Genomic DNA, 21,111 nt, shown 5'->3' with positions numbered 1-21,111 from the left:
CGATTCCCCCCACCGCCGCGTCGTGCCGTGGGGGCGTGCCCGGGGGGTGGGGTTGGGGGGGGGACGGGGCCGCGGGGGCGGGGGGGCGGCCCCCCCCCCCGCGGCCAGGTCTCACGACATCGGCGCTATTTCACGACATCGGCGCTATTTCACGACTTCGAAACGGGCGCAGACGAGTTCACCGTTCAGAGCCGTTTCGACCGCGCGCAATTCCTGTTTGCGCGGCAGCAGCGGCGCACCCGAGCCGAGGGTGACCGGCGCGTACGAGACGATGATCTCGTCGAGTAGACCGTGCTCGGCGAATTCCGCCGCCAGCCCGCCGCCGCCGACCACCCACAGGTTCTTGTCCCCGGCGGTTTCGACCATCTGCCGATAGATCTCCGGAATCGGAGCACTGGTGAAGCGGATATCGCGTCCGGGCTTCGCCTCGAATTCGCGATGCGTCACCACCCACGCGGGCATGGTGTACGACCACTCGTCGGGTTCATGCTCGATCACCCACTGATAGGTGTTGGCGCCCATGACAATCGCGCCGATCTCGGCGATGAACGGGTTGTAGCCCATCGGCCCGTCACTATCGGCTTTGCGGGACAGCAGCCAATCCAGGGAATGCTCCGCATCGGCGATGAATCCGTCCAGACTGCTGGCGGTGTAATAGGTGGTGAAGGACATCTCAACCTCTCTGTCGCAGCCACATAATGGGATCCCCGTGGCCGATTTCCATTGCGTCATCGGGTGATTCAGCGCGCAGCCAGGCTCGGACGAGCAGTCTGCGATGCGCCGAATAGGTCAGTACATGTGCGATCACGCTGCCCAGCACGAAGCTCTCCGGCGGTTCGCACAGCGCGTCGATGAGGGTGTCGTTCCAGCCGCCGCGCCCATCGATCTCGCGCACGGCGGCGAGCCAGCGCGGGGTGACCTCCTCGAATCGCGCGCGCAGCGCCGCCGGATCGTCTGCCGTCGCGGCCGGGGTGTCCGCACCCTCGATCGCGGCCAGCCAGACCTCCCTGGTCCGGATCAGGTTGGCCAGCACCCCGGCGATGGATTCCTCCACCCCGTCCCACTCCAGCACCGAGAACCCCGGTGCGCGCACCTGCCGATACCGTTCATCGGTCAATCCCGCCGCCCGCTCCAGCAGTTCGCGGGTGTCATCGACGTCGTGGTGCAGCATGATCGCCGTCGGGTCCATATCGGGTCGTCCCTTCGGTTCGCTCTCCACCCACAGGGACATGGGCGGATGAAAGTGCACACCGTTGGCCGCCGGGAGCCAGCGCGCCGCCCGCTCGGTGCTCGTTCCGCTCGGCGGATGCCCGTACGCCCGGCTGTATGCCCGGCTGAACCCCTCGACCGAGTCGTATCCGGCCTCGAACGCCACCTCGGTGACGCGTTCGCCCCGGCTCAATTGCCAGGCGGCGCGTTCGAGCAGCACCCGCCGCCGCAGCGCGACCGGGGATTCCCCGGTGCCGCGGGCGAATTGCCGGGAAAAGTGGAACGGCGACGAGAACGCTTCGGCCGCCATATCTCCCAGCGTCGAATTGTCCTGCGCCAGCACCGCGTCCAGCAGTTCACGAAGTCGATCTCGTCCGATGTGCACCTGATAAGTCTTGCGTGCGAGCCGCCCGCCGCGCTTGACCGATCTTGCTCTGTGTCGGCCATTCGCCGGGCGAGGTGTCGTCCGCACGTCCGGCCAACTCATTCGCCCTGGGCGAATCCAATACAGGTCGGCGCGCCCTATCTCAGGTTCTCCTGGCAGACTGTCGGGGAAACGACCCATTCGACCACTCAAATTAAGGGCTGACTTCGACGATGGACCTTCTGCTGCCGCTGCTGCTGGTTGCTCTGCTCATCCCGATGTTCCTGGGGGTCCGCCGCCAGAAGCGGGAGATGGCCAAGGTGACCGAGATGCAGGAAGCCCTGAAGGTCGGCGACCGGGTGGTCACCACCTCGGGCCTATTCGGCACCGTCGTCGAGGCCGATGACGATTCGGTCGATATCGAGATCGCCGAGGATGTCGTCACCACCTGGCTGCGCGCGAGCATCCGCGAAATCCGCAAGGACGACGCCGCGGTCACCGAGGAGTCGACCGACACCGATACCGAGGCCCCGGCCGTGGAATCGGTGTCCGACAGCGTTCCCGCGTCGGAGAACTCCGAAGACGCCCCCAAGCTGTCCAAGGACTGACATTCCCGCGCGCCGTCGGCCCGCCGCGATCCGGCGGCCGACGGCGCTGCGGTGTGCCCGCTCGATCCATCACTGATCCGCCTAGGAGATAAGTACTGTGCCACCTTCCCAGGGAACGGCGCATCCGTTGCGCCTGCTCGGCGTCTACGCCGCACTGGTGGCCGTGATGTTCGGCCTGATCTTCTTCACCGGAGACAAAACGGCGAGCCCCAAGCTCGGCATCGACCTACAGGGCGGTACCCGCGTCACGCTGACGCCGCGCACCCCCGACGGCGGCAAGCCCAGCCAGGACAGTCTGCGCAAGGCGCAGAGCATCATCGAGCAGCGCGTCAACGGCCTGGGTGTCTCCGGTTCCGAGGTCGTCATCGAGGGTGACAACCTGGTCATCACGGTTCCGGGCGAGGACGGCGCGCAAGCCAAGGCGCTGGCCACCACCGCCAAGATGTACGTCCGCCCGGTGATCCAGGCCATCGCGCCGCAGGTGAAGAACGGCCAACCGGTCAACCAGCAGCAGCAACAACCGCAGCAGCAGCCGGCCGCGCCACCCGCCTCGGTCTCCCCGAGCGCCCCGGCCGATGCGCCGCCCGCTGCGGATGTCGCGCCGACCAGTGAGGCCCCGGCACAGCAGAACCGGGTGTTCCCGGCACAGGCTCCCACCACTCCGCCGACCGCGCCCCCGGCGCAGCCGACCCCGCAGCAGACGCAGAAGGAGATCGCGGACGCGAAGGCCCTGCGCCAGAGCACCGATCCGACGATCCAGCAGACCGCCATGCTCACCATGGACTGCACCAAGCCGGATCCGTTGCAGGGCAACGACGATCCGAACCTGCCGCTGGTGACCTGTGGCGTCGAGGGCAATGAGGTCTACCTGCTCGACAAGAGCCGCCTGGACGGCCAGGAGATCAAGGACGCCTCCGGACAGTACGTCCAGAAGGAATCCAAATGGGTTGTGTCCGTTGACTTCAAGTCCGGCGGCGCCGACACCTGGGGCAAGCTGACCACCGAGTACTACAACAAGCAGCTGGCCTTCGTGCTCGACACCAAGGTCGTCAGCGCGCCCGTGGTGCAGCAGGGTGGCCAGTACGGCGGTAGCACCTCGATCTCGGGTCCGGGTATCAACAAGTCCTCCGCGCAGGAGCTGGGCAATACCCTCAAGTACGGTTCGCTGCCGCTTTCGTTCCAGACCTCGGAGGCCGAAACCGTCTCCGCGACACTGGGTTTGAGCTCGCTGCGGGCCGGTCTGATCGCCGGCGCGATCGGTCTGGTCGCGGTGCTGCTGTACTGCCTGCTCTACTACCGCATGCTCGGCTTCCTGGCCGGCTTCTCGCTCGTCGCCGCCGGTGTGGCGGTGTACGCGCTGATCATCCTGCTGGGCCGGTCCATCGGCTTCACCCTCGATCTCGCCGGTATCGCCGGTTTGATCATCGGTATCGGTATGACGGCGGACTCGTTCGTCGTCTTCTTCGAACGCATCAAGGACCAGATGCGCGGCGGGCGCAGTTTCCGCTCCGCGGTCCCGCGCGGCTGGCAGCGCGCACAGCGCACCAACCTCTCGGGTAAGACGGTCTCGCTGATCGCGTCCGCGGTGCTCTACATCCTGGCCGCCGGTCAGGTGAAGGGCTTCGCGTTCACGCTGGGTCTGACCACGGTGCTCGACATCATCGTGCTCTACCTGGTCACCTCGCCGCTGCTGATGCTGGCGTCGCGCTCGACCTTCTGGGCCAAGCCGTCGGTGAACGGTCTCGGCGCTGTTGCTGAAATTGCCCGGGAGCGCAAAGCGGCGTCCGGCGTCCTGGTGAAGGAGGCGTGATGGCGCGCGACAACAGTTCGGTTCTGGATATCGATTCCGAACTCGACTACGAATCCGAGCGGGCGACGCGTAAGCACAGCCTGTTCGAGCGGTTGTACACCGGCACAGGCGGTTTCGAGATCGTCGGACGGCGCAAGCTGTTCTACGGTCTCGCGGCGCTGCTGCTGCTGATCGCGATCGCCTCCATCGCGGTGCGCGGTTTCACCCTGGGCATCGACTTCGCCGGTGGTTCGCGCATCCAGTTGCCCGCGGGCGACGGGGTCACCACCTCGCAGGTGGAGAAGGTCTACGCCGACACCCTCGGCCATGACGCGGTCGCGGTGCAGAAGGTCGGCTCCGGTTCGGCCGCTGCCATTCAGATCCGGTCCGACAGCCTGGACAAGGATCAGACCGACAAACTGCAGAACGCCCTGTTCAACGCCTTCAAGCCGAAGGATTCGAACGGGCAGCCCAATATGAACGCCATCTCCACCGCGGAGATCAGCGAGACCTGGGGTGGCGAGGTCACGCATAAGGCGCTGCTGGCGCTGGTGGTCTTCGTCGTATTGACCATGGTGTACATCGCGATTCGCTTCGAACGCGATATGTCCATCGCGGCCATCGGCTCGCTGTTCTTCAATCTCGTTGTGACAGCGGGCATCTACTCGCTCGTCGGTTTCGAGGTGACGCCCGCGGCGGTCATCGGCCTGCTCACCATTCTGGGTTATGTGCTGTACGACAACGTGGTCGTCTTCGACAAGGTCGAGGAGAACACCGAGGGCGTACTGCATCTGACCAAGCACACCTACGGCGAGAAGGCGAACCTGGCGGCCAACCAGACGCTGATGCGCTCGATCAACACCACCATCATCGGCATTCTGCCGATCATCGGCATGCTGGTGGTCGCGGTATGGCTGCTGGGCGTCGGTACCCTCAAGGACCTCGCGCTGGTGCAGCTGGTCGGCATGATCGTCGGCGCGTACTCCTCGATCTTCTTCGCGGTGCCGCTGCTGGTGACCATCAAGGAGCGCTTCGGCCCGGTGGCCGCGCACACCAAGAAGGTGCTGGCGCGTCGCTCGGGTGCGGTCAGCGGACGGGCCACCGAGGCCGCCGCGCAGCGTGCGGGCGCGGCCAGCCGTCCGGTGGCGGCGGGTGCGGGCCGCGAGGGCTCGGCACCGCGTTCCCGCGGGGGCGATGCGCCGCGACCGGGTACCCGACCGACCGGGAAACGAACCAAGCGAAGGCACTGAGCGCAGGGGGTTGCGGCAAGTGATCGGAAACAAAGCTCGCCGCGACAGCGCTTCTGTCGTGGCTCGCCACGGAGGAATCAACGCGGCTCGCCGCGGTTCGGTCATCGTGCTCGCCGGTGTGGTCGCCGCGGGCATGGTGGCGGGCTGCGCCGGGAAGAATCAGGTCCCGTCCATCGGGTACGGCGTCGACACCGCCGTCGCCAGCTATAACGGCGGCAGCACGCTCGGCGCGAACAGCGGTGCGGCGGCGGTGTTCTCGCGGGTGATCACCGGGTTCTTCTACACCGGACCCGATGGGCAGCCGGTGGCCGATACCGATACCGGCACCGCCAAGGAGGTGCCGGGCGAGGCGCAGACCATCCAGTACCGCCTGAATCCGGACGGTAAGTACTCCGATGGCGCGCCGACCTCCTGTGACGATCTGGTCATGGCGTGGGCGGCGCGCAGCGGGCGCTTCACCAAGGCCGGTCCGGGCGGACCGGTGCCCATGTTCGATGCCGCGAGCACGGCCGGATACAGCGATATCGAGCGCGTGGACTGCCAGCCCGGATCCAAGGACGCCACCGTGGTGTTCCGGCCGGGCCGGCACTATACGGCGTGGAAGACGCTGTTCAACGCCTCCGAGCTGATGCCCGCGCATGTGGTCGCCACGGCGGTGAAGGTGCCGAATGTGGTGGCGCCCTTGCAATCCGGTGATCAGGGCACGGCCGAGCGGATCGCCGATTTCTGGAACAACGGCTGGAAGCTTGCCCCCGGCAAGCTGGATCTGACCGCGCTGCCGTCCTCGGGCCCGTACCGGATCGAATCGTTCAGTGATAAGGACGGTCTGGTACTGGTCAAGAACGAGAAGTGGTGGGGCAATGCCGCCAAGACGCCGCGAATCGTGGTGTGGGACAAGAACACCGATCTCAAGGCCAAGGTCGATTCGAAGGCCGTCGGGGTGCTCGATATCGGTGCGGGCGCGCTCGGCGATGCCAAGCTGAGCGGGTTCTCCTCGGAGAATCTGCCGGGTCGCGGGGTGGAGCAGCTGGTGCTGAGCACCGGCGGGGTGTTCCAGAATGTGGCCGCGCGCCGCGCGTTCGCGCTCTGCGTGCCACGCCAGGCGCTGTTCGACAAGCTCGGGCATCCGGGCTACAAGGTCGATGTGGGCCTGGGTGCGGGCATTCTGAATTCCCGTACGGTGCAGCAGGATTCGCTGTACTACCCGGCCATCTCGGGTCCGGGTGACAAGTACAACAAGGGTGACGGCGGCGCGGCCGGTCAGGCCATGGCCTCCGCCGGACAGGCCAATGCCACCATTCGCATCGGCTATCTGCGGCCCGATGAGCGGCGCGCGCAGACCGTCGCCATGATCGCCGACGCCTGCAAGGCCGGTGGCGTCACGGTGGTGGACGCGGGCGCCCCGGACTTCTCCCCGCAGCAGCTCGTCGACGGCAAGGTGGATGCCATCCTCGGCGGTACCGCCGCCATGCCGGGACCCTCCGGATCGCTCACAGCTACCGATGCGATCGCCGCGCTTCACACAGGTCAGGGGCTCAATTTCAATAGGTTCGGCAATGGCCGCTACGATGCCATCGCGGATCAGCTTGCGGCGGAGGACAACTCGACCACCGTGCTGAACTTGCTCAACGAGCAGGAAAACCTGCTCTGGAGCGAGATGCCGTCCATCCCGTTGTTCGCCTCCCCGCGCACCATCGCGTTCGGGGACGGACTGAAGGACGGGATCGCCAGCCCCACTCGGGCGGGCGCGGGTTGGAATATGGATCGCTGGGTGCTCGAACGGTGAGTGACCGTGGTGGCGAGGTGACGAGGAGTGGGTCTATGAGCAAGCATGGAATCGCGGATACCGCTGAAACGGTGGAGCAGCGCACCGCCAGGGCCGCGGACTCGGTACAGCGGCTGACCCGCTGGCATGACGACTTCCCGACTCCGGGAGTGCGTTTCGCCGATCTCACGCCGGTGTTCGCCGATGCGGAGGGCTTCCGCACGGTGCTGGACTGCTTCGCCGCGTGCGCGCCCGATGCCGATCTGGTCGCGGGCGTGGACGCGCGCGGCTTCCTGCTCGGTGCGGGCGTGGCCGCGATCCTGGGCACCGGTGTGGTGGCGGTGCGCAAGGCGGGCAAGCTGCCGCCGCCGGTCATCAGCCGCGAGTACACCCTCGAATACGGTTCGGCCGCACTGGAGATCCCGGCCGACGGTATCGATCTGAAGGGTCGTCGCGTACTGCTGCTCGACGATGTGCTGGCCACCGGCGGCACCCTCGCCGCCGCCGCCGAGCTGTTCCACGCCGCGGGCGCCGAGGTCGTGGCCGCGGCCGTGGTGCTCGAACTCGGCTTCCTGGGTGGGCGGGATCGCCAGGGCGATTACCCGCTCACCTCGATCGTCACGCTCTGAGCCGTTCGTCGCGATTGGGCCGTCGACGCCCGGGTCACGCCACGACCCGGGCGATCAGGCCGGTGACGAACAGCCAGAACACCGCTGCCAGACCGTAATTGATGACGATGTCCAGATTGCCGTTGCCGGTGTGGAACAGTCCCGGGAAGAACAGCGCGAGCGGTTCCGCCCAGCCCTTGATCAGGGTGAAGAAGCGATTGGACTGGTCCGCGCCGAAGACCAGCAACAGGATGTAGACGACTTCGACTATCGCGAACAGAGCACCGATGCCGCCGATCAGGCGGGCGGCCATGCTCTCCCGGTAGGTTTGATACATGTAAGGCATATATGGGCGATTCCCCATGTCAGCCGATTGAAACGCGGGCGGAGCCCTGCGATTTCCGGGTGCTCGGCCGCGCTCCCGGGTCCGTGAGTTTGTGCGGATGACAGGATATGGACCAGTCGGTGTCTTGATTGCCCTGTTGTGTCCCGTTGTGCTGCGCGGGGATTCGTTCGCGCCCACAATGTCGAGATGAGTACTGCACCGGGGGAGCAGACACCCTTCACCGAATTCTTCAGTGCGCACCTACCCGAGGTGGCCCGCGAGGTCGTCCACGCGGTGGTGCGCACCGTGCCCGATTACGAACAGTTGCCGACCGAATTGCTGGAACAGGACCTGATTCGCCGCTCGGAGGAGAATCTGCGGCTGTTCCTGCGGCTGGTGAGCGAACATCGGGAACCGCGCGCCGGGGATCTGGACGAGATGATCGAGGTCGCGGTACGCCGTGCGCGCGAAGGCATTCCGCTGGATTCGGTGCTCTCGGTGTATCACCGGGGCGCGCTGGCAGCCTGGAATTTCCTGGCCGCCGCCGCGCAGACGTCGGAGCAGCGCGAGGAACTCATCGCCGCGGTACCGCAATTGCTGGGTTATCTGGGTGCGGTGATACCGGGCGTCGCGGCCTCGTATCTGCGCGAGCGCCAGGATCTGCACTGGGAGCAGCGGGAAGTGAAACGCGCTCTGGCGCAAGCGCTGCTACAGGGTAAGCCCGCCGAGATGCTGGCCGACCGGTTCGGAATCACGCTGGGGTCGTATCACGTGCTGGCGCTGCGCACCTGTGGCGGCGCGGAGACCGCGGACGGTGCGCGGCCCGCCATGCGCGTCATCCACGGTGAGATCGACACGCTGTCACCGCACGCGCTCACCGTGCTGGATCGCGCGGGCGGCTGGGTGCTGGTGCCCGCCACCGAATCCTCGGCGCGGCTCGATGCCGCGATCGTCCGCATCGCCACCGCCGCGGGTGTCCGGGTGATCGCCGGAACGGCTACCGCCGCAATGGTTTCGGAGATTCCGCCGCGCGCCGAGGAGGCCGGTGAGATCGCCCGGCTCGCACTGGGTTTGGGCAGACCGACCGGTGTGTATCGAATGGCCGATCTGGCATTGCAGTATCAGTTCGCCCGGCCCGGACCCGCGCGCACCTGGCTGGTGGGCCTACTCGAACCGCTTACCGGACATCCGCATCTGATGGAGGCCTTACGCGCGTTCCTCACCCACGATCACAATCGGGTGGCGGCTGCGGAGTCCCTGGTGGTGCACCGCAATACGCTCAACTATCGATTGAACCGGATCGCCACCCTCACCGGTTACGATCCGGGCCGCTCCGAGCACACACCGCTGTTCGCCGCGGCGCTCACCGCGTTCGATCTGGCCACCGCCGAGATGTAGCGCACGCTCAGCGCGCCACCATCCGGGCGACGAAACCGCTGACGACAAGCCAGAAGACTGCCGCCAGACCGTAATTGAGGATGATGTCGATGGTTCCGTTGCCGGTGTGGAACAGTCCCGGGAAGAACAGCGCCAGCGGCTCGGCGAACCCCTTGATGAAGGTGAAGAACCGATTCGACTGATCGGCCTGCAACACCAGCAGCAGGATGTACAGGCCCTCGGTGAGAGCGAACAGTGCCCCGACGCCGCTGATTATGCGGGCGGCGGTGGCCTCATTGCGGGCGACATAAGGCATTGGCGAAGGATGCCCGTTGTGTGCCCTTCGAAAACCGCGAACCGGCGGGTCGCGGACGACGCGCTGGCTCGCCAAACCGAATGGCTGGTCCGTGATTCGGCGTGTCCGGCATGGCATGATGACCGAGTGATCACGACGGCCACCGGAAGCGTTCTGGCGTGAAGGCCAAGTACCTCATCGGCGGTGCCGTCGGACTCATTCTGAGCCTGGTAACCCTGGTGCTCGTGGTCATCCTGCCCGCCACCGAGTCGACCTGCGGTGCGGGCACTCCCGGAATTCCCGCGGCCACCAGCGCGCGCACCGAACCCAATTGCCCCGCCACCGGTTCGGCCGCCGAGGCCGGACTGCAGGAGGGCGCGCTGCGCGCATTGCGCTGTGTGGTGGCGCGTTTCGGCATGATGGATATGCGCGGGGTCATCGCCGATGACGCGTACCCGGATCATCGCGAGGGGCGCGCGGTGGAATTCATCGTCGGCAATGATCAGGCCAAGGGCGATGCCATCGTCGACTTCCTGCGCGACAGCGCCGCGAACTTCCATGTCGACTATGTGCTGTGGCGGCAGCGCAGCTGGACTCCGGAGGCTTCCAGCGGTATTCAGTGGACGCCCATGGAGGATCGCGGGGATGCGGCGCGCAATCATATGGATCGCGTGCAGGTGACCATCAAGGCCGTCACCGCCACCTCGACCGTATCCGGCCCGACCGAGGTGTCCCTGGCCGCCATGCCAGGAACGGTGAACGAGGCGGGCAAGCTCACCGGTGCGGGCCGTCGCCAATACCCCATGGCCGCAGGCACTTTCACCGTCTCGGATCCGTTCGGCGCTCGCGGCGGCACCCACCTGGGCGTCGATATGGCGGGTGCGGCGGGTACGCCCATCTACGCTGCCTCGGATGGTCTGGTGGTCGCCTCGGGTCCGGCGTCGGGCTTCGGCGACTGGATCGTCATCGACTCCCTCGACGAGAGCGGCCGCCGCTACTCCACCGTGTACGGCCACATGTACGAGTCCGGCATCTTCGTGCACACCGGTGACATCGTCACCATGGGCCAGCACATCGCCGATGTCGGTTCCAACGGCGAATCCTCCGGTCCCCATTTGCATTTCGAGCTGGTCCCCGGCGGTCGCCTGACCGGCGGCCATCAGGTCGACCCGATGGCCTGGCTGTCGGGTTCCTCGCTCCCGACCGCGACCGTCCCGAACAACTGCGAGAACGGATTCGGTTCCGCCGGAGGCAATCTCGCCCCCGGTAAGGTTCCGGCCGAACTCGAGGTCTGGTACCGCCGCGCCGGTTCGCTCTGCCCGCAGATCAGCTCCTCACTGCTGGCCGCGCAGGGCGAGGCCGAATCCGGCTTCCGCCGCGGCCTGACCTCACCCGCCGGCGCGGAGGGTCTGGCCCAATTCCTGCCCAGCACGGCGGCTTCGCTGGCCCCGGACGGTCAGCCCTATGTCATAGACGCCGACGGTAACGGCACCGCCAGCCTCTGGGACGACGGTGACGCCATCATGGGCCAGGGCCGGTATATGTGCGCCATCGCCCAGGCGGTGCAGGGCTGGATCGATCAGGGCAAGGTGACCGGTGATGTCACCGCCCTGAGCCTGGCCGCCTACAACGCCGGTGAGGGCGCGGTGCTGGCCTCGGGCGGTATGCCCAATCAGGTGCCCGGTCACTTCAGCGAAACCCGTCCCTATGTGGCGAGAATTTTTGCCGCCGAGGCGAACTTCCGCAGTATGGGCAGCGCGGGCCGCTTCACCCCCGACGCCGCTGCCGCCCTCGGGCCGCAGATCGCCGAGGCGGGTCACGAATGGCTCGGCACCCCATACGTTTTCGGTGGCGGCACCACATCGGGCCCCAGTGACGGCGGTTTCGACGAACCCGGCCTGACCGCCGCGGCCGTCTTCTCGGCCAGCAACGGCACCATTTCGCTGCCCGGTACCGCCGAACAGCAGTGGGAGATCGGCACCGAGGTGGCGCTGCTCAAGGCCAAATCCGGTGACCTGGTCTTCGGCAACTTCGGCCCCCGCGGCCCGGCCACGGTGGGCATCTACCTGGGCAACGGCCGCATGCTGCACGCCGAACCCGGTGGCAAGGTCGCCGAGGTTCCGCTGTTGAACGGTATGAAGGCCCGCCGCATCGGCCAGTGAGCCCGCTCACGAAATAGACACTTGCACTGGTTCGTTGGCCTTGGTTAGAGTGGCAAACGTTCTTGCCCCGATCGATCGGAGACAATGCGTTGATTTCCTGAGGTAACCGCCGCGTGGCCCGCAGTCCTTGCGCGCCGCATCTCGCGAGTACCTGTGGGAGTCCGCATGTCATTACCTGTTATTTCCATTTCCGATCTCGCATTCGCATGGCCGGACGGCACCCCTGTTTTCGATGGTCTCGATGCCCGGCTCGGTCCGGGGCATATCGGCCTGGTCGGGAGCAATGGCGCCGGTAAATCCACGCTTTTCCGCCTGATCACCGGTGAACTCCAGCCAGGCCGTGGCTCGGTGACCGTTCCCGGGGTGCGCGGATATCTGCGGCAGGACCTCGGTCTCGCGGCGGGTCAGCGGGTGGATGCCGTACTGGGGATCGCCGAGATCCGGAAAGCGTTGCACCGCATCGAATCCGGAACCGCCGATGCGGCGGACTTCGATATCGTCGGGAACGCCTGGGATATCGAGGAACGCGCACTGGCCTTGCTCGGGCGACTCGGATTGCACTATGTGGCAGGCGATATCGCGCAATTGGATCGGCGACTCGAAACGCTCTCCGGTGGCGAGACCGTACTGCTCGGGCTGGTGGCCGAACTGCTGCGCGAGCCCGAGATCCTGCTGCTGGACGAGCCGACGAACAATCTCGATCAGGTGGCGCGCGAGCGGCTCTACGACGTGGTCGGGCAGTTCGACGGCACCGTGTTGACCGTCAGCCATGATCGGGAACTGCTGGAACGGGTGGATGCCGTCGCCGAGCTGCGGCAGGGCGAAATCCGTTTGTTCGGCGGCAATTTCAGTGAGTACGAGCGCATTGTCGAGGCCGAGCAGGAGACCGCGCGGGCCGCCATTCGCGATGCGCGCGGCGATGTCCGCAAGCAGGCCCGGGAATTGGTGGAGACCCATATCAAGCTCGATCGGCGTAAGCGGTACGGGCAGAAGATGTGGGATCAGAAGCGCGAACCCAAGATCGTCATGGGCAATCGCAAACGCGAGGCCCAGGTATCGGCGGGCAAGTTGCGCAATCAGCACATCGGGAAACTGGAGGACGCCAAAGATCAGCTCACCGAGGCGCAGGAGAAATTGCGCGATGACCGGGAGATTCGGGTCGATCTGCCCGATACCCGGTTGTATCCGGGGCAGGATGTCATCGAATTGGATGAGATCACCCTGGCGTGCGGGCCGACCGTATCGCTGAAGGTGATCGGACCCGAGCGGATCGCGCTCACGGGGCGCAATGGCGTGGGCAAAACCACTCTGCTGCACCGTATTCGGCAGGAATCGCCGAAGGTGCCGTGGCGCATGCTGCCGCAGCGCCTGGACGTCTTCGACGAGAACCTGTCGGTCTTCGAGAATGTGGCCGCGACCGCGCCGCACGCCTCGCCGGAACGGATTCGGGCGCAACTGGCCCGTTTTCTTTTCCGGGGGAGCGCCGCGGATGTGCTCGCGAGCGCGCTCTCGGGCGGGGAACGGCTGCGCGCGGCGCTGGCCATGATCCTGCTGGCCGAACCCGCCCCGCGACTGCTCCTGCTCGATGAGCCCACCAATAATCTGGACCTGCCCAGCCTGCGGCATCTCACCGAGGCGCTGGCCGGATTCCAGGGTGCGCTCATCGTGGTCAGCCACGATCCGCGCTTCCTGGCGGAGATCGGGGTGACGCGCCGCCTGGAGCTCACCGCGGACGGTCTGACAGACGCCCCGGTCGACTAGGGGATGCGGTTTCGGGACCGGAGCAATCCGGACGCAATGCCGCCGCGAACTGTCGGTGCGGGGGAGTAAGGTTCAACGCTCCGGGCAGGTCCGGTCAGGCGGCGTTCGGCGTTCCGGTCTCGAAACGTTTCCAGGACTAAAGTGGGTGGTCTACGTGGTTGGACGGTCCGGTACGGTGTTCCGATCGAGGCCGGGAGAGGTGGTGGCATGACACAGAATCTGGAGAAGGCGAACGCCGGGCAATCGGAGAATGGCGAGTCCGCCGCTCCCGTGCCCGGCGCTCCTGTGCGTCCAGCCTCGGCCGCCGTCCCCACTTCCGCGTCCCGCCGCGTGCGCGCCCGCCTCGCCCGCCGGATGACCGGCCAGCGCGGTATCGCCGCTGTGAAACCGGTGCTCGAGCCCTTGGCGACGGTGCATCGCGAGCTGTATCCGAAGGCGAATCTGGCTCTGCTGCAACGGGCTTTCGATGTCGCCGATGAGAAGCATCAGCATCAGTTCCGGAAGTCCGGCGATCCGTACATCACCCATCCGCTCGCGGTCGCGAACATTCTCGCCGAGCTCGGCATGGACACCACCACGCTGGTGGCCGCGCTGCTGCACGACACCGTCGAGGACACCGGCTACTCCCTGGACGAGCTCACCAATGAGTTCGGCACCGAGGTCGCCCACCTGGTCGACGGCGTCACCAAACTGGACAAGGTCAATCTGGGCGCGGCCGCCGAGGCCGAGACCATCCGCAAGATGATCATCGCCATGGCCCGCGATCCCCGCGTACTGGTGATCAAGGTCGCGGACCGGCTGCACAATATGCGCACCATGCGCTTCCTGCCGCCGGAGAAGCAGGCCAAGAAGGCGCGCGAAACCCTCGAGGTCATCGCCCCGCTGGCGCATCGCCTGGGTATGGCCACGGTGAAATGGGAGTTGGAGGACCTCGCCTTCGCGATCCTGCACCCCAAGAAGTACGACGAGATCGTGCGCCTGGTCGCCGACCGCGCGCCCTCGCGCGATACCTATCTGGCAAGGGTGCGCGACGAGATCGTCAATACCCTCGCCGCGAGCCGCATCAACGCCATCGTCGAGGGCCGCCCCAAGCACTACTGGTCGATCTATCAGAAGATGATCGTCAAGGGCAAGGACTTCGACGATATCCATGACCTGGTCGGCATCCGCATCCTCTGCGATGAGGTGCGGGACTGCTATGCCGCTGTGGGCGTTGTGCATTCGCTGTGGCAGCCCATGGCCGGGCGTTTCAAGGACTACATCGCCCAGCCGCGGTACGGGGTCTACCAGTCGCTGCACACCACGGTGGTCGGACCGGACGGCAAACCCCTGGAAGTGCAGATTCGCACCCAGGACATGCACCGCACCGCCGAATTCGGCATCGCCGCGCACTGGCGGTACAAGGAGACCAAGGGTAAGCATTCCAACGACTCCACCGAAGTCGACGATATGGCGTGGATGCGTCAGCTCCTCGACTGGCAGCGGGAGGCGGCCGATCCGGCCGAATTCCTGGAGTCGCTGCGCTTCGACCTGAAGTCGCCGGAGATATTCGTCTTCACCCCCAAGGGTGAGGTCATCACGCTGCCGCAGAAGTCCACCCCCGTGGACTTCGCCTATGCCGTGCACACCGAGGTCGGCCACCGCTGCATCGGCGCACGCGTCAACGGGCGATTGGTCGCGCTGGAACGCCAGTTGGAGAACGGTGAGGTCGTCGAGATCTTCACCTCCAAGGCGCAGAACGCCGGACCCTCCCGGGACTGGGCGAATTTCGTGGTGTCCCCGCGCGCCAAGGCCAAGATCCGGCAGTGGTTCGCCAAGGAACGCCGCGAGGAAGCTCTCGAGGCGGGTAAGGACCAGATCTCCAAGGAGGTCCGCCGGTCCGGGCTGCCTTTGCAGCGTCTGATGAGCGCGGACGCCATGACCAGTCTCGCGGCCGAGCTGCACTACGCGGATATCTCCGCGCTGTACACGGCGGTCGGCGAGAGTCAGGTCTCGGCGCATCACGTCGTGCAGCGTCTGATGGCGCAGCTCGGCGGGGTCAGCGATGTCGAGAACGAGTTGGCCGAAAGGTCAACGCCGTCAACGGTTCCCTCGCGGCAGCGGCTCACCGGCGATGCGGGCGTGGAGATTCCGGGTGCGCCCGGTACGGTCTCCAAGCTCGCCAAGTGCTGCACCCCGGTGCCCGGCGACGAGATCATGGGCTTCGTGACCCGGGGCGGTGCGGTCAGCGTGCACCGCACCGACTGCACCAACGCGGATTCCCTTCGCGCGCAACCGGAACGGATCATCGAGGTCAAATGGGCCCCGTCGCCGTCCTCGGTGTTCCTGGTCGCCATTCAGATCGAGGCGCTCGATCGCACCCGCCTGCTCTCCGATGTCACCAAGGTGCTGGCGGATGAGAAGGTCAATATCCTCTCGGCGGCGGTCACGACTTCCGGTGACCGCGTTGCCATTTCGAAGTTCACCTTCGAGATGGGCGATCCCAAGCACCTCGGCCACCTGCTGAACGTGGTGCGCAATGTGGAGGGCGTCTACGACGTCTACCGGGTGACTTCGGCCGCCTGATCCGCACGACTCCGCACGGCGGCGCTTCCCATCCGATGGGAAGCGCCGCTTTTTCTTTCCCGCATCGGGAATCAAAGCCGCGTGACTAACTGTTCAAGCACGTATAGGCGGTTAAAATGTGAAGGAGTCGTGTCATGACGGGGCACTATGCGCAGGTGGCGTTCACGCCCGCCGTGCGCGAGCATCAGCGCGAACACGGCAGTCTGCGTGCCTATGAGCGGATGGCGGCGGTACCCGAGGTGCCCGATCGCCTCGGCCCGAACGAGGCGTTGTTCATCGCCGAACGCGACAGCTTCTACCTCGCCACGGTCGGCGAGACCGGCTGGCCCTATATCCAGCATCGCGGCGGCCCGCGCGGATTCCTGAAGGTGATCAACGCGAACACCCTCGGCTTCGCCGACTTCCGCGGCAATAAGCAGTACATCAGCCGCGGCAACCTCGATCATGACGGCCGCGTCGCACTGTTCCTGATGGACTATGCCGCCAGGACCCGGTTGAAGATCATGGGCCGGGCCGGAGTGGTTGAGGCGCAGCAGGATCCGGACCTCATCGCCGCACTGGGCGATAAGGACTATCCGGCCCGGATCGAGCGCGCGCTGCTCATCGAGGTCGAGGCGTTCGACTGGAATTGCAGCCAGCACATCCCCGAGCTGTATCCGCGCGAGGAAGTCCTCGAGGCGGTGCAATCCCTGCACGACCGCATCGGTGAACTCGAACGCGAGAACGCGCGCCTGCGGGCGACCCCGCCTGGTTCCGATCTTGGTCGGTAGCATCGAGCGATGCCACTGATCGAGGTCACCTACGCCGCCCATGTTCCCGAATCCGCCCTGCCCGCCCTGGCTGATGTTCTGCCACATCTGGTTTCGACCGCGGTGGAATGTCCGGAGGAGCCATACGACGGCGATCTACAACCGGGTGATGTCGAAATGCGCTTCCGCGCCCTGGGACCGTTCGATGTGAGCGGTCTGGACGTCGTGATCGAGGTGCGCTCCAAGTTCTTCGAGAGCCGCGCGAAGAACCGCCAGGACCGGGCCGATGCATTGCACGCCGCCCTCGAAGCCGCCACCGGCCTGGAGAACTTCGGCGTCTACCTCACCTTCCCGATCGCCGCCTGGGCGCAGTCGGAATAGGCTCGAACACCCAAAAACGTTGGGTGGCACTACGATCGTCGTGCACGCCGTGCGGTGGCGTGTGAGTGATCGGGGGTCGTATGGCTGGAATGTTCGAACCAGCCCATGCCGTGTGTGGTCGATATCGGCTCGTCGAGGTGCTGGGTTCGGGTGGTTTCGGGCGGGTGTGGCGGGCGCACGATGAGGCGCTCAATGTCGAAGTGGCACTGAAGGAAGTGACGTTCGCGCGGATTCTGCCCGATGACGAACATCAGGAATTGCTGCTGCGGGCCAAGCATGAGGCGCGCAATGCCGCTCGGCTGCGGGATCATCCGAATATCGTCGGCGTCTACGACGTGGTCATCGAGCACGGGATTCCGTGGACGGTCATGCAGATCGTCAACGGCCAATCACTGGAGCAGCGGGTCAAGACGGGCGGGCCGCTGTCGGTCGAGGCCACCGCGGATGTCGCCGAGGCGCTGCTGAACGCCCTCGAGGCCGCCCATGACGCGGGCGTCGTGCATCGCGATGTGAAGCCCTCCAATGTCATGCTCGCCGCGGGCGGCCGAATCCTGCTGGCGGACTTCGGAATAGCCGTGCACGAATCCGACACCCTGGTCACCAAGACCGGGGTGCTGATCGGCTCGATGGAGTTCATGGCACCGGAACGCACCGGCGATAAACGCAGCGAACCACCGAGCGATCTGTTCTCCCTCGGCGCGACCCTGCATTACGCGTGCACCGGTATCTCCCTGTTCCACCGCGATAACGTGACCGCCACCCTCAGCGCCGTACTCTTCGAACCGGTGCCGCCGATGCCCGCGGCAGGACGCCTGGAACCGCTCATCACCGCGTTGCTGGCGAAGGATCCGGCCGAGCGCCCGAGTATTCGAGCCGCCCGCGCCCTGCTGAATCGCCCGCAGCACACCGTGATTCGCCCCGAGAAGGCACCGGAGCCGATGCGCGAGCGCGCTCCGAACCCGCCCGTCCCTGCCCCGGAGTCCCCGCCCGCACCCGAATCTCGCCCGGCGCGAGCGCCTTTCGGCAGAACCCGGCTACTGCGCACCCTCGCCGTCGCCGTCACAGTGATCATTCTCGGCACGGCCACGGTGCTGACCCTCTACCGGAACAGCGTCTGGTTCTCGAGCTTCGCCGATGACACCTTCGACCTGGCCGATGGCCTGTCCGTCGCCCCCGGCAGCTGCATCCGGAAACGCGACAGCGCCAACCCACCCCGCACCGCCGTCCCGTGCGCCGCCGCCGAAGCCGAATGGCTCATCGTCGATCGCCTCCATTTCGCCGCACCCCAGCCCACCGATGACGCGGCCAAAACCGATTTCAACCTGCGCTGCGATCGCACCGGCGGCGTCTCCTTCACCTACCCGGCACCCTCCGAACTCGAACTCTGGTGCCTGCGCCGCCGCTGACCCGGCCACCGCGCGGCGGGTGTCCGGGCCACCGGTAGGCTGACCTCTCCCAGCGTCACTACCAGGAGAGTTCATGACCGCGTTCGAGAATGTCAGTGTCACCAAGAAGGCGAATGTCTACTTCGACGGCAAGTGCGTCAGCCACAACATCACGTTGGCCGATGGCACCAGCAAGTCGGTCGGCGTGATTCTGCCCGCGACGCTGACCTTCAATACCGGCGCGCCGGAGATCATGGAACTCATCGAGGGTGAGGCCAAGGTGACCCTCGCGGGCTCGGACGAGACCGTCGTCTACCGGGGCGGCGAGTCGTTCTCGGTGCCCGGGGACAGCAGCTTCCAGATCGAGGTCGTGGAGCCCGTGCACTACGTCTGCCACTTCGGCTGAGCTTCCGGTCGCGCTCTCGGCGCGCACCGCACGCCCGTGTCATCCCCGCGATGACACGGGCGTTGTGCTGTCAGTCCAGGTGCTGGGCGTACCAGTCGGTGACGCGCCGCCAGGCCATGATGGCGGCGGTCGGGTTGTAGCGGGGCCCGGTGTCGTTGAAGAAGGCGTGGTCCGCGCCGTCGGCGACGAAGGATTCGTGAGTCGCGCCGATCTTGTCCAGGGCGGCTTCGGCGGCGGGGCGGGAGGCGTCGACGCGGGAGTCGAGAGCGCCGTAGACGGCCAGTACCGCGGCCTTGGTCTTGATCTCACCGTTGTCGGGGAAGGGGCCGTAGAACGGGGTGGCGGCCGCCAATTCCGGTGTGCCGGTGGTCAGTAGCAGCCAGACCAGGCCGCCGCCGAAGCAGAAGCCGGTGGCGCCGAGCCGCTTTCCCGGTGTGCGGCGGCCGAGTTCGGCCACACCGGCCTGCAGATCGGCGACGAAGCGTTCCTGGGGGAGTTTGCCAAGGGCCGCGGTGGCGGCGGCCGGATCGGTGAAGGTGGCGGTGCCACCCTCTTCGGAGAGCAGGTCCACGGCGAGGGCGTTGTAGCCGATGCCCGCGAAACGCCCTGCGATGGAACGGATGTGGTCGGTGAGGCCCTTGTTCTCATGGATCACCAGGACACCGCCGCGCGGTTGCGCGGCTGCGGCCCAAGCCGCCTGCAAGGTGCGGCCGTCGGGGCCGGGGAAGGTGATGGCGGCGGTAGGTAGCGCGGTCGCCGATCCGGGCGGCGGACCGGCTGGTGCGCCGGAACTCGGCGCGGCGCCACCGGTCGCCGATGTCGCTGGGGGAGCACCGGATTCATCGGCCTTATCGGCGCAGGCGGCCAGCAGCGCCACGGCGGCCGGTGCGCCCAGCCCGAGCATGCCCAGCCGGCGCAGCGCCTCGCGGCGGCTGAGCAGGCCCTCGACATGGTCGGTGGCGATTTCCTCTGCGATATAGCGCTGCAGCGGCGTCATGAAGATCAGCCTAGGCGCATTGCGGGCGAGCCGGGGAACACAACGGCCTTGTCTTCGTTATGACTTCACGTCGCTGTAAATCAGGATCTGGAGGTGCCGCATGCGCGGTGTGCGTTTCGAGGAGTTCGGCGGACCGGAGGTACTGCGGGTGGTCGAACTCGATATCCCCGAACCCGCCGCGGGCGAGGTGACCATCGATATCGCCTACATCGGCGTGAACTTCGCGGATCTACAGGCGCGGTCCGTCGGTTACCGGGTGCCCGGACTGCCGTTCGTGCCGGGTCTGGAACTGTCCGGCCGGATTCGCGCCCTCGGTGCGGGCGTCGAAGGTTTCGAGATCGGCCAGCCGGTCGCCGCGATCACCGAGGGCGGTGCGTACGCCGAGGTGGTGCGGGCCAAGGCCGCCACGGTGTTCCCGGTTCCCGAGGGCGTCGATTTGCGAACGGCCGCAACGCTTCCCACCGTGCTGCCGACCGCGTACGCGCTGGTGCACACCGTGGGCCGGGTGCAGCCGGGGGAGACCGTGCTGGTGCAGGCCGCCGCGGGCGGTGTCGGCACCGTGGCCGGACAGGTGGCCAAACTGGCCGGTGCGGGCGCGGTCTACGGCGTGGTTTCCAGTGCGGCCAAAGCGGATTACGCGCGCAAGCTCGGCTACGACGACGCTTTCCTCACCGACACGTTCGATGACGAGGTGCGCGCCGCCACCGACGGCCGCGGTGTGGATCTGGTGCTGGACCCGGTCGGCGGTGAGACCATGCGCCGCAGTCTGGACACCCTGGCCCTGTTCGGCCGCCTGGTGTCCTTCGGCAACGCCGGCGGTGAACCCGCCTGGCAGATCGGCCAGCCCGAGCTGTACCCGCGCGGGCGTTCGATCGCGGGCTTCTCGATTCTGAGCCTGACCGCGAGCGAGCCTCAGGTGCTGCGCGAAATCGCCTCGCACGCCTTCGAATTGGTGACCAGCGGCAAGGTCGAACTGCCGATCACCGCCGAATTCCCGCTCGCCGAGGCGGCCGATGCCCATCGCCTGATGGACAGCCGCACCTCGACCGGGAAACTCATCCTCGCGGTCTGAGCCGCGAAACCGGCCGGGAGTCAAAGACTTCCGGCCGGTCCCG

19 protein-coding genes are annotated in these 21,111 nt (G+C 66.5%); 14 read left to right on the top strand and 5 right to left on the bottom strand.

Annotated features, from left to right (window positions below):
• Positions 1-144: 144 nt before the first annotated feature.
• Together ACFC0O_RS03820 and ACFC0O_RS03815 are read right to left on the bottom strand one after the other, a co-directional pair.
• On the bottom strand, positions 145-672 hold the full coding sequence (locus tag ACFC0O_RS03820) for a dihydrofolate reductase family protein (protein WP_375953564.1): 528 nt from the start codon (positions 670-672) through the stop codon (positions 145-147).
• A gap of 1 nt (position 673) precedes the next feature.
• A complete protein-coding gene (locus ACFC0O_RS03815; RefSeq protein WP_375953563.1) occupies positions 674-1,594 on the bottom strand; it encodes a helix-turn-helix domain-containing protein in 921 nt (306 codons plus the stop codon).
• A 212-nt stretch (positions 1,595-1,806) separates the two neighbouring features.
• On the opposite strand from ACFC0O_RS03815, the gene yajC reads away from it, so the two are divergent.
• The 5 genes from yajC (at position 1,807) to ACFC0O_RS03790 (ending at position 7,614) form a co-directional block, all read left to right on the top strand.
• The gene (gene yajC, locus ACFC0O_RS03810) at positions 1,807-2,181 is read left to right on the top strand and encodes a preprotein translocase subunit YajC (protein WP_364632300.1); all 375 of its coding nucleotides are present in this window, start codon (positions 1,807-1,809) and stop codon (positions 2,179-2,181) included.
• A gap of 97 nt (positions 2,182-2,278) precedes the next feature.
• Complete coding sequence (gene secD / locus ACFC0O_RS03805) at positions 2,279-3,991, top strand: protein translocase subunit SecD (RefSeq protein ID WP_375953560.1); 1,713 nt, start codon at positions 2,279-2,281, stop codon at positions 3,989-3,991.
• Entirely contained in the window at positions 3,991-5,220 is a 1,230-nt protein-coding gene (gene secF, locus ACFC0O_RS03800) for a protein translocase subunit SecF (RefSeq protein WP_364632304.1), read from the top strand. Before secD ends, secF begins: the two co-directional genes overlap by 1 nt.
• 133 nt (positions 5,221-5,353) lie before the next feature.
• Positions 5,354-7,006 (top strand): ABC transporter substrate-binding protein, encoded by a 1,653-nt coding sequence (locus ACFC0O_RS03795; protein ID WP_375955923.1) that lies wholly within the window; start codon positions 5,354-5,356, stop codon positions 7,004-7,006.
• 35 nt (positions 7,007-7,041) lie between these two features.
• Positions 7,042-7,614, top strand: a complete 573-nt coding sequence (locus ACFC0O_RS03790; RefSeq protein ID WP_375953558.1) for an adenine phosphoribosyltransferase — start codon at positions 7,042-7,044, stop codon at positions 7,612-7,614.
• A 34-nt stretch (positions 7,615-7,648) separates the two neighbouring features.
• On the opposite strand, the gene ACFC0O_RS03785 is transcribed toward ACFC0O_RS03790, so the two are convergent.
• On the bottom strand, positions 7,649-7,930 hold the full coding sequence (locus ACFC0O_RS03785; RefSeq protein ID WP_364632310.1) for a hypothetical protein: 282 nt from the start codon (positions 7,928-7,930) through the stop codon (positions 7,649-7,651).
• A gap of 195 nt (positions 7,931-8,125) precedes the next feature.
• Here ACFC0O_RS03785 and ACFC0O_RS03780 point away from each other — a divergent pair, with 195 nt between their 5' ends.
• Positions 8,126-9,316 (top strand): PucR family transcriptional regulator, encoded by a 1,191-nt coding sequence (locus ACFC0O_RS03780; RefSeq protein WP_375953556.1) that lies wholly within the window; start codon positions 8,126-8,128, stop codon positions 9,314-9,316.
• A 7-nt stretch (positions 9,317-9,323) separates the two neighbouring features.
• Here ACFC0O_RS03780 and ACFC0O_RS03775 read toward each other — a convergent pair whose 3' ends face one another.
• Positions 9,324-9,611, bottom strand: coding sequence for a hypothetical protein (locus tag ACFC0O_RS03775; RefSeq protein ID WP_375953555.1), 288 nt, complete (start codon positions 9,609-9,611; stop codon positions 9,324-9,326).
• Positions 9,612-9,769: 158 nt separating this feature from the next.
• On the opposite strand from ACFC0O_RS03775, the gene ACFC0O_RS03770 reads away from it, so the two are divergent.
• From ACFC0O_RS03770 to ACFC0O_RS03740, 7 genes are all read left to right on the top strand, one after another.
• Positions 9,770-11,752, top strand: coding sequence for a peptidoglycan DD-metalloendopeptidase family protein (locus ACFC0O_RS03770; protein ID WP_375953553.1), 1,983 nt, complete (start codon positions 9,770-9,772; stop codon positions 11,750-11,752).
• A 165-nt stretch (positions 11,753-11,917) separates the two neighbouring features.
• The gene (locus ACFC0O_RS03765) at positions 11,918-13,513 is read left to right on the top strand and encodes an ABC-F family ATP-binding cassette domain-containing protein (protein ID WP_375953551.1); all 1,596 of its coding nucleotides are present in this window, start codon (positions 11,918-11,920) and stop codon (positions 13,511-13,513) included.
• Positions 13,514-13,720: 207 nt separating this feature from the next.
• Positions 13,721-16,078 (top strand): RelA/SpoT family protein, encoded by a 2,358-nt coding sequence (locus ACFC0O_RS03760; protein ID WP_375953549.1) that lies wholly within the window; start codon positions 13,721-13,723, stop codon positions 16,076-16,078.
• 134 nt (positions 16,079-16,212) lie between these two features.
• A complete protein-coding gene (locus tag ACFC0O_RS03755; RefSeq protein WP_375953547.1) occupies positions 16,213-16,848 on the top strand; it encodes a pyridoxamine 5'-phosphate oxidase family protein in 636 nt (211 codons plus the stop codon).
• 9 nt (positions 16,849-16,857) lie between these two features.
• Complete coding sequence (locus ACFC0O_RS03750) at positions 16,858-17,208, top strand: hypothetical protein (protein WP_375953546.1); 351 nt, start codon at positions 16,858-16,860, stop codon at positions 17,206-17,208.
• Positions 17,209-17,297: 89 nt separating this feature from the next.
• A complete protein-coding gene (locus tag ACFC0O_RS03745; RefSeq protein WP_375953544.1) occupies positions 17,298-18,614 on the top strand; it encodes a serine/threonine-protein kinase in 1,317 nt (438 codons plus the stop codon).
• Between the two features lie 73 nt (positions 18,615-18,687).
• Positions 18,688-18,999, top strand: coding sequence for a pyrimidine/purine nucleoside phosphorylase (locus ACFC0O_RS03740; RefSeq protein ID WP_375953542.1), 312 nt, complete (start codon positions 18,688-18,690; stop codon positions 18,997-18,999).
• Between the two features lie 70 nt (positions 19,000-19,069).
• Here ACFC0O_RS03740 and ACFC0O_RS03735 read toward each other — a convergent pair whose 3' ends face one another.
• A complete protein-coding gene (locus ACFC0O_RS03735; RefSeq protein ID WP_375953540.1) occupies positions 19,070-19,996 on the bottom strand; it encodes a dienelactone hydrolase family protein in 927 nt (308 codons plus the stop codon).
• Between the two features lie 100 nt (positions 19,997-20,096).
• Here ACFC0O_RS03735 and ACFC0O_RS03730 point away from each other — a divergent pair, with 100 nt between their 5' ends.
• Positions 20,097-21,068, top strand: a complete 972-nt coding sequence (locus tag ACFC0O_RS03730) for a zinc-binding alcohol dehydrogenase family protein (RefSeq protein ID WP_375953539.1) — start codon at positions 20,097-20,099, stop codon at positions 21,066-21,068.
• Positions 21,069-21,111: the final 43 nt, after the last annotated feature.

The sequence above is a fragment of the Nocardia sp. NPDC056100 genome (assembly GCF_042266325.1).
Taxonomy (GTDB): domain Bacteria; phylum Actinomycetota; class Actinomycetes; order Mycobacteriales; family Mycobacteriaceae; genus Nocardia.
Note: the sequence above shows the minus strand (reverse complement) of the source record. Positions and strands in the feature narration are given on the sequence as shown.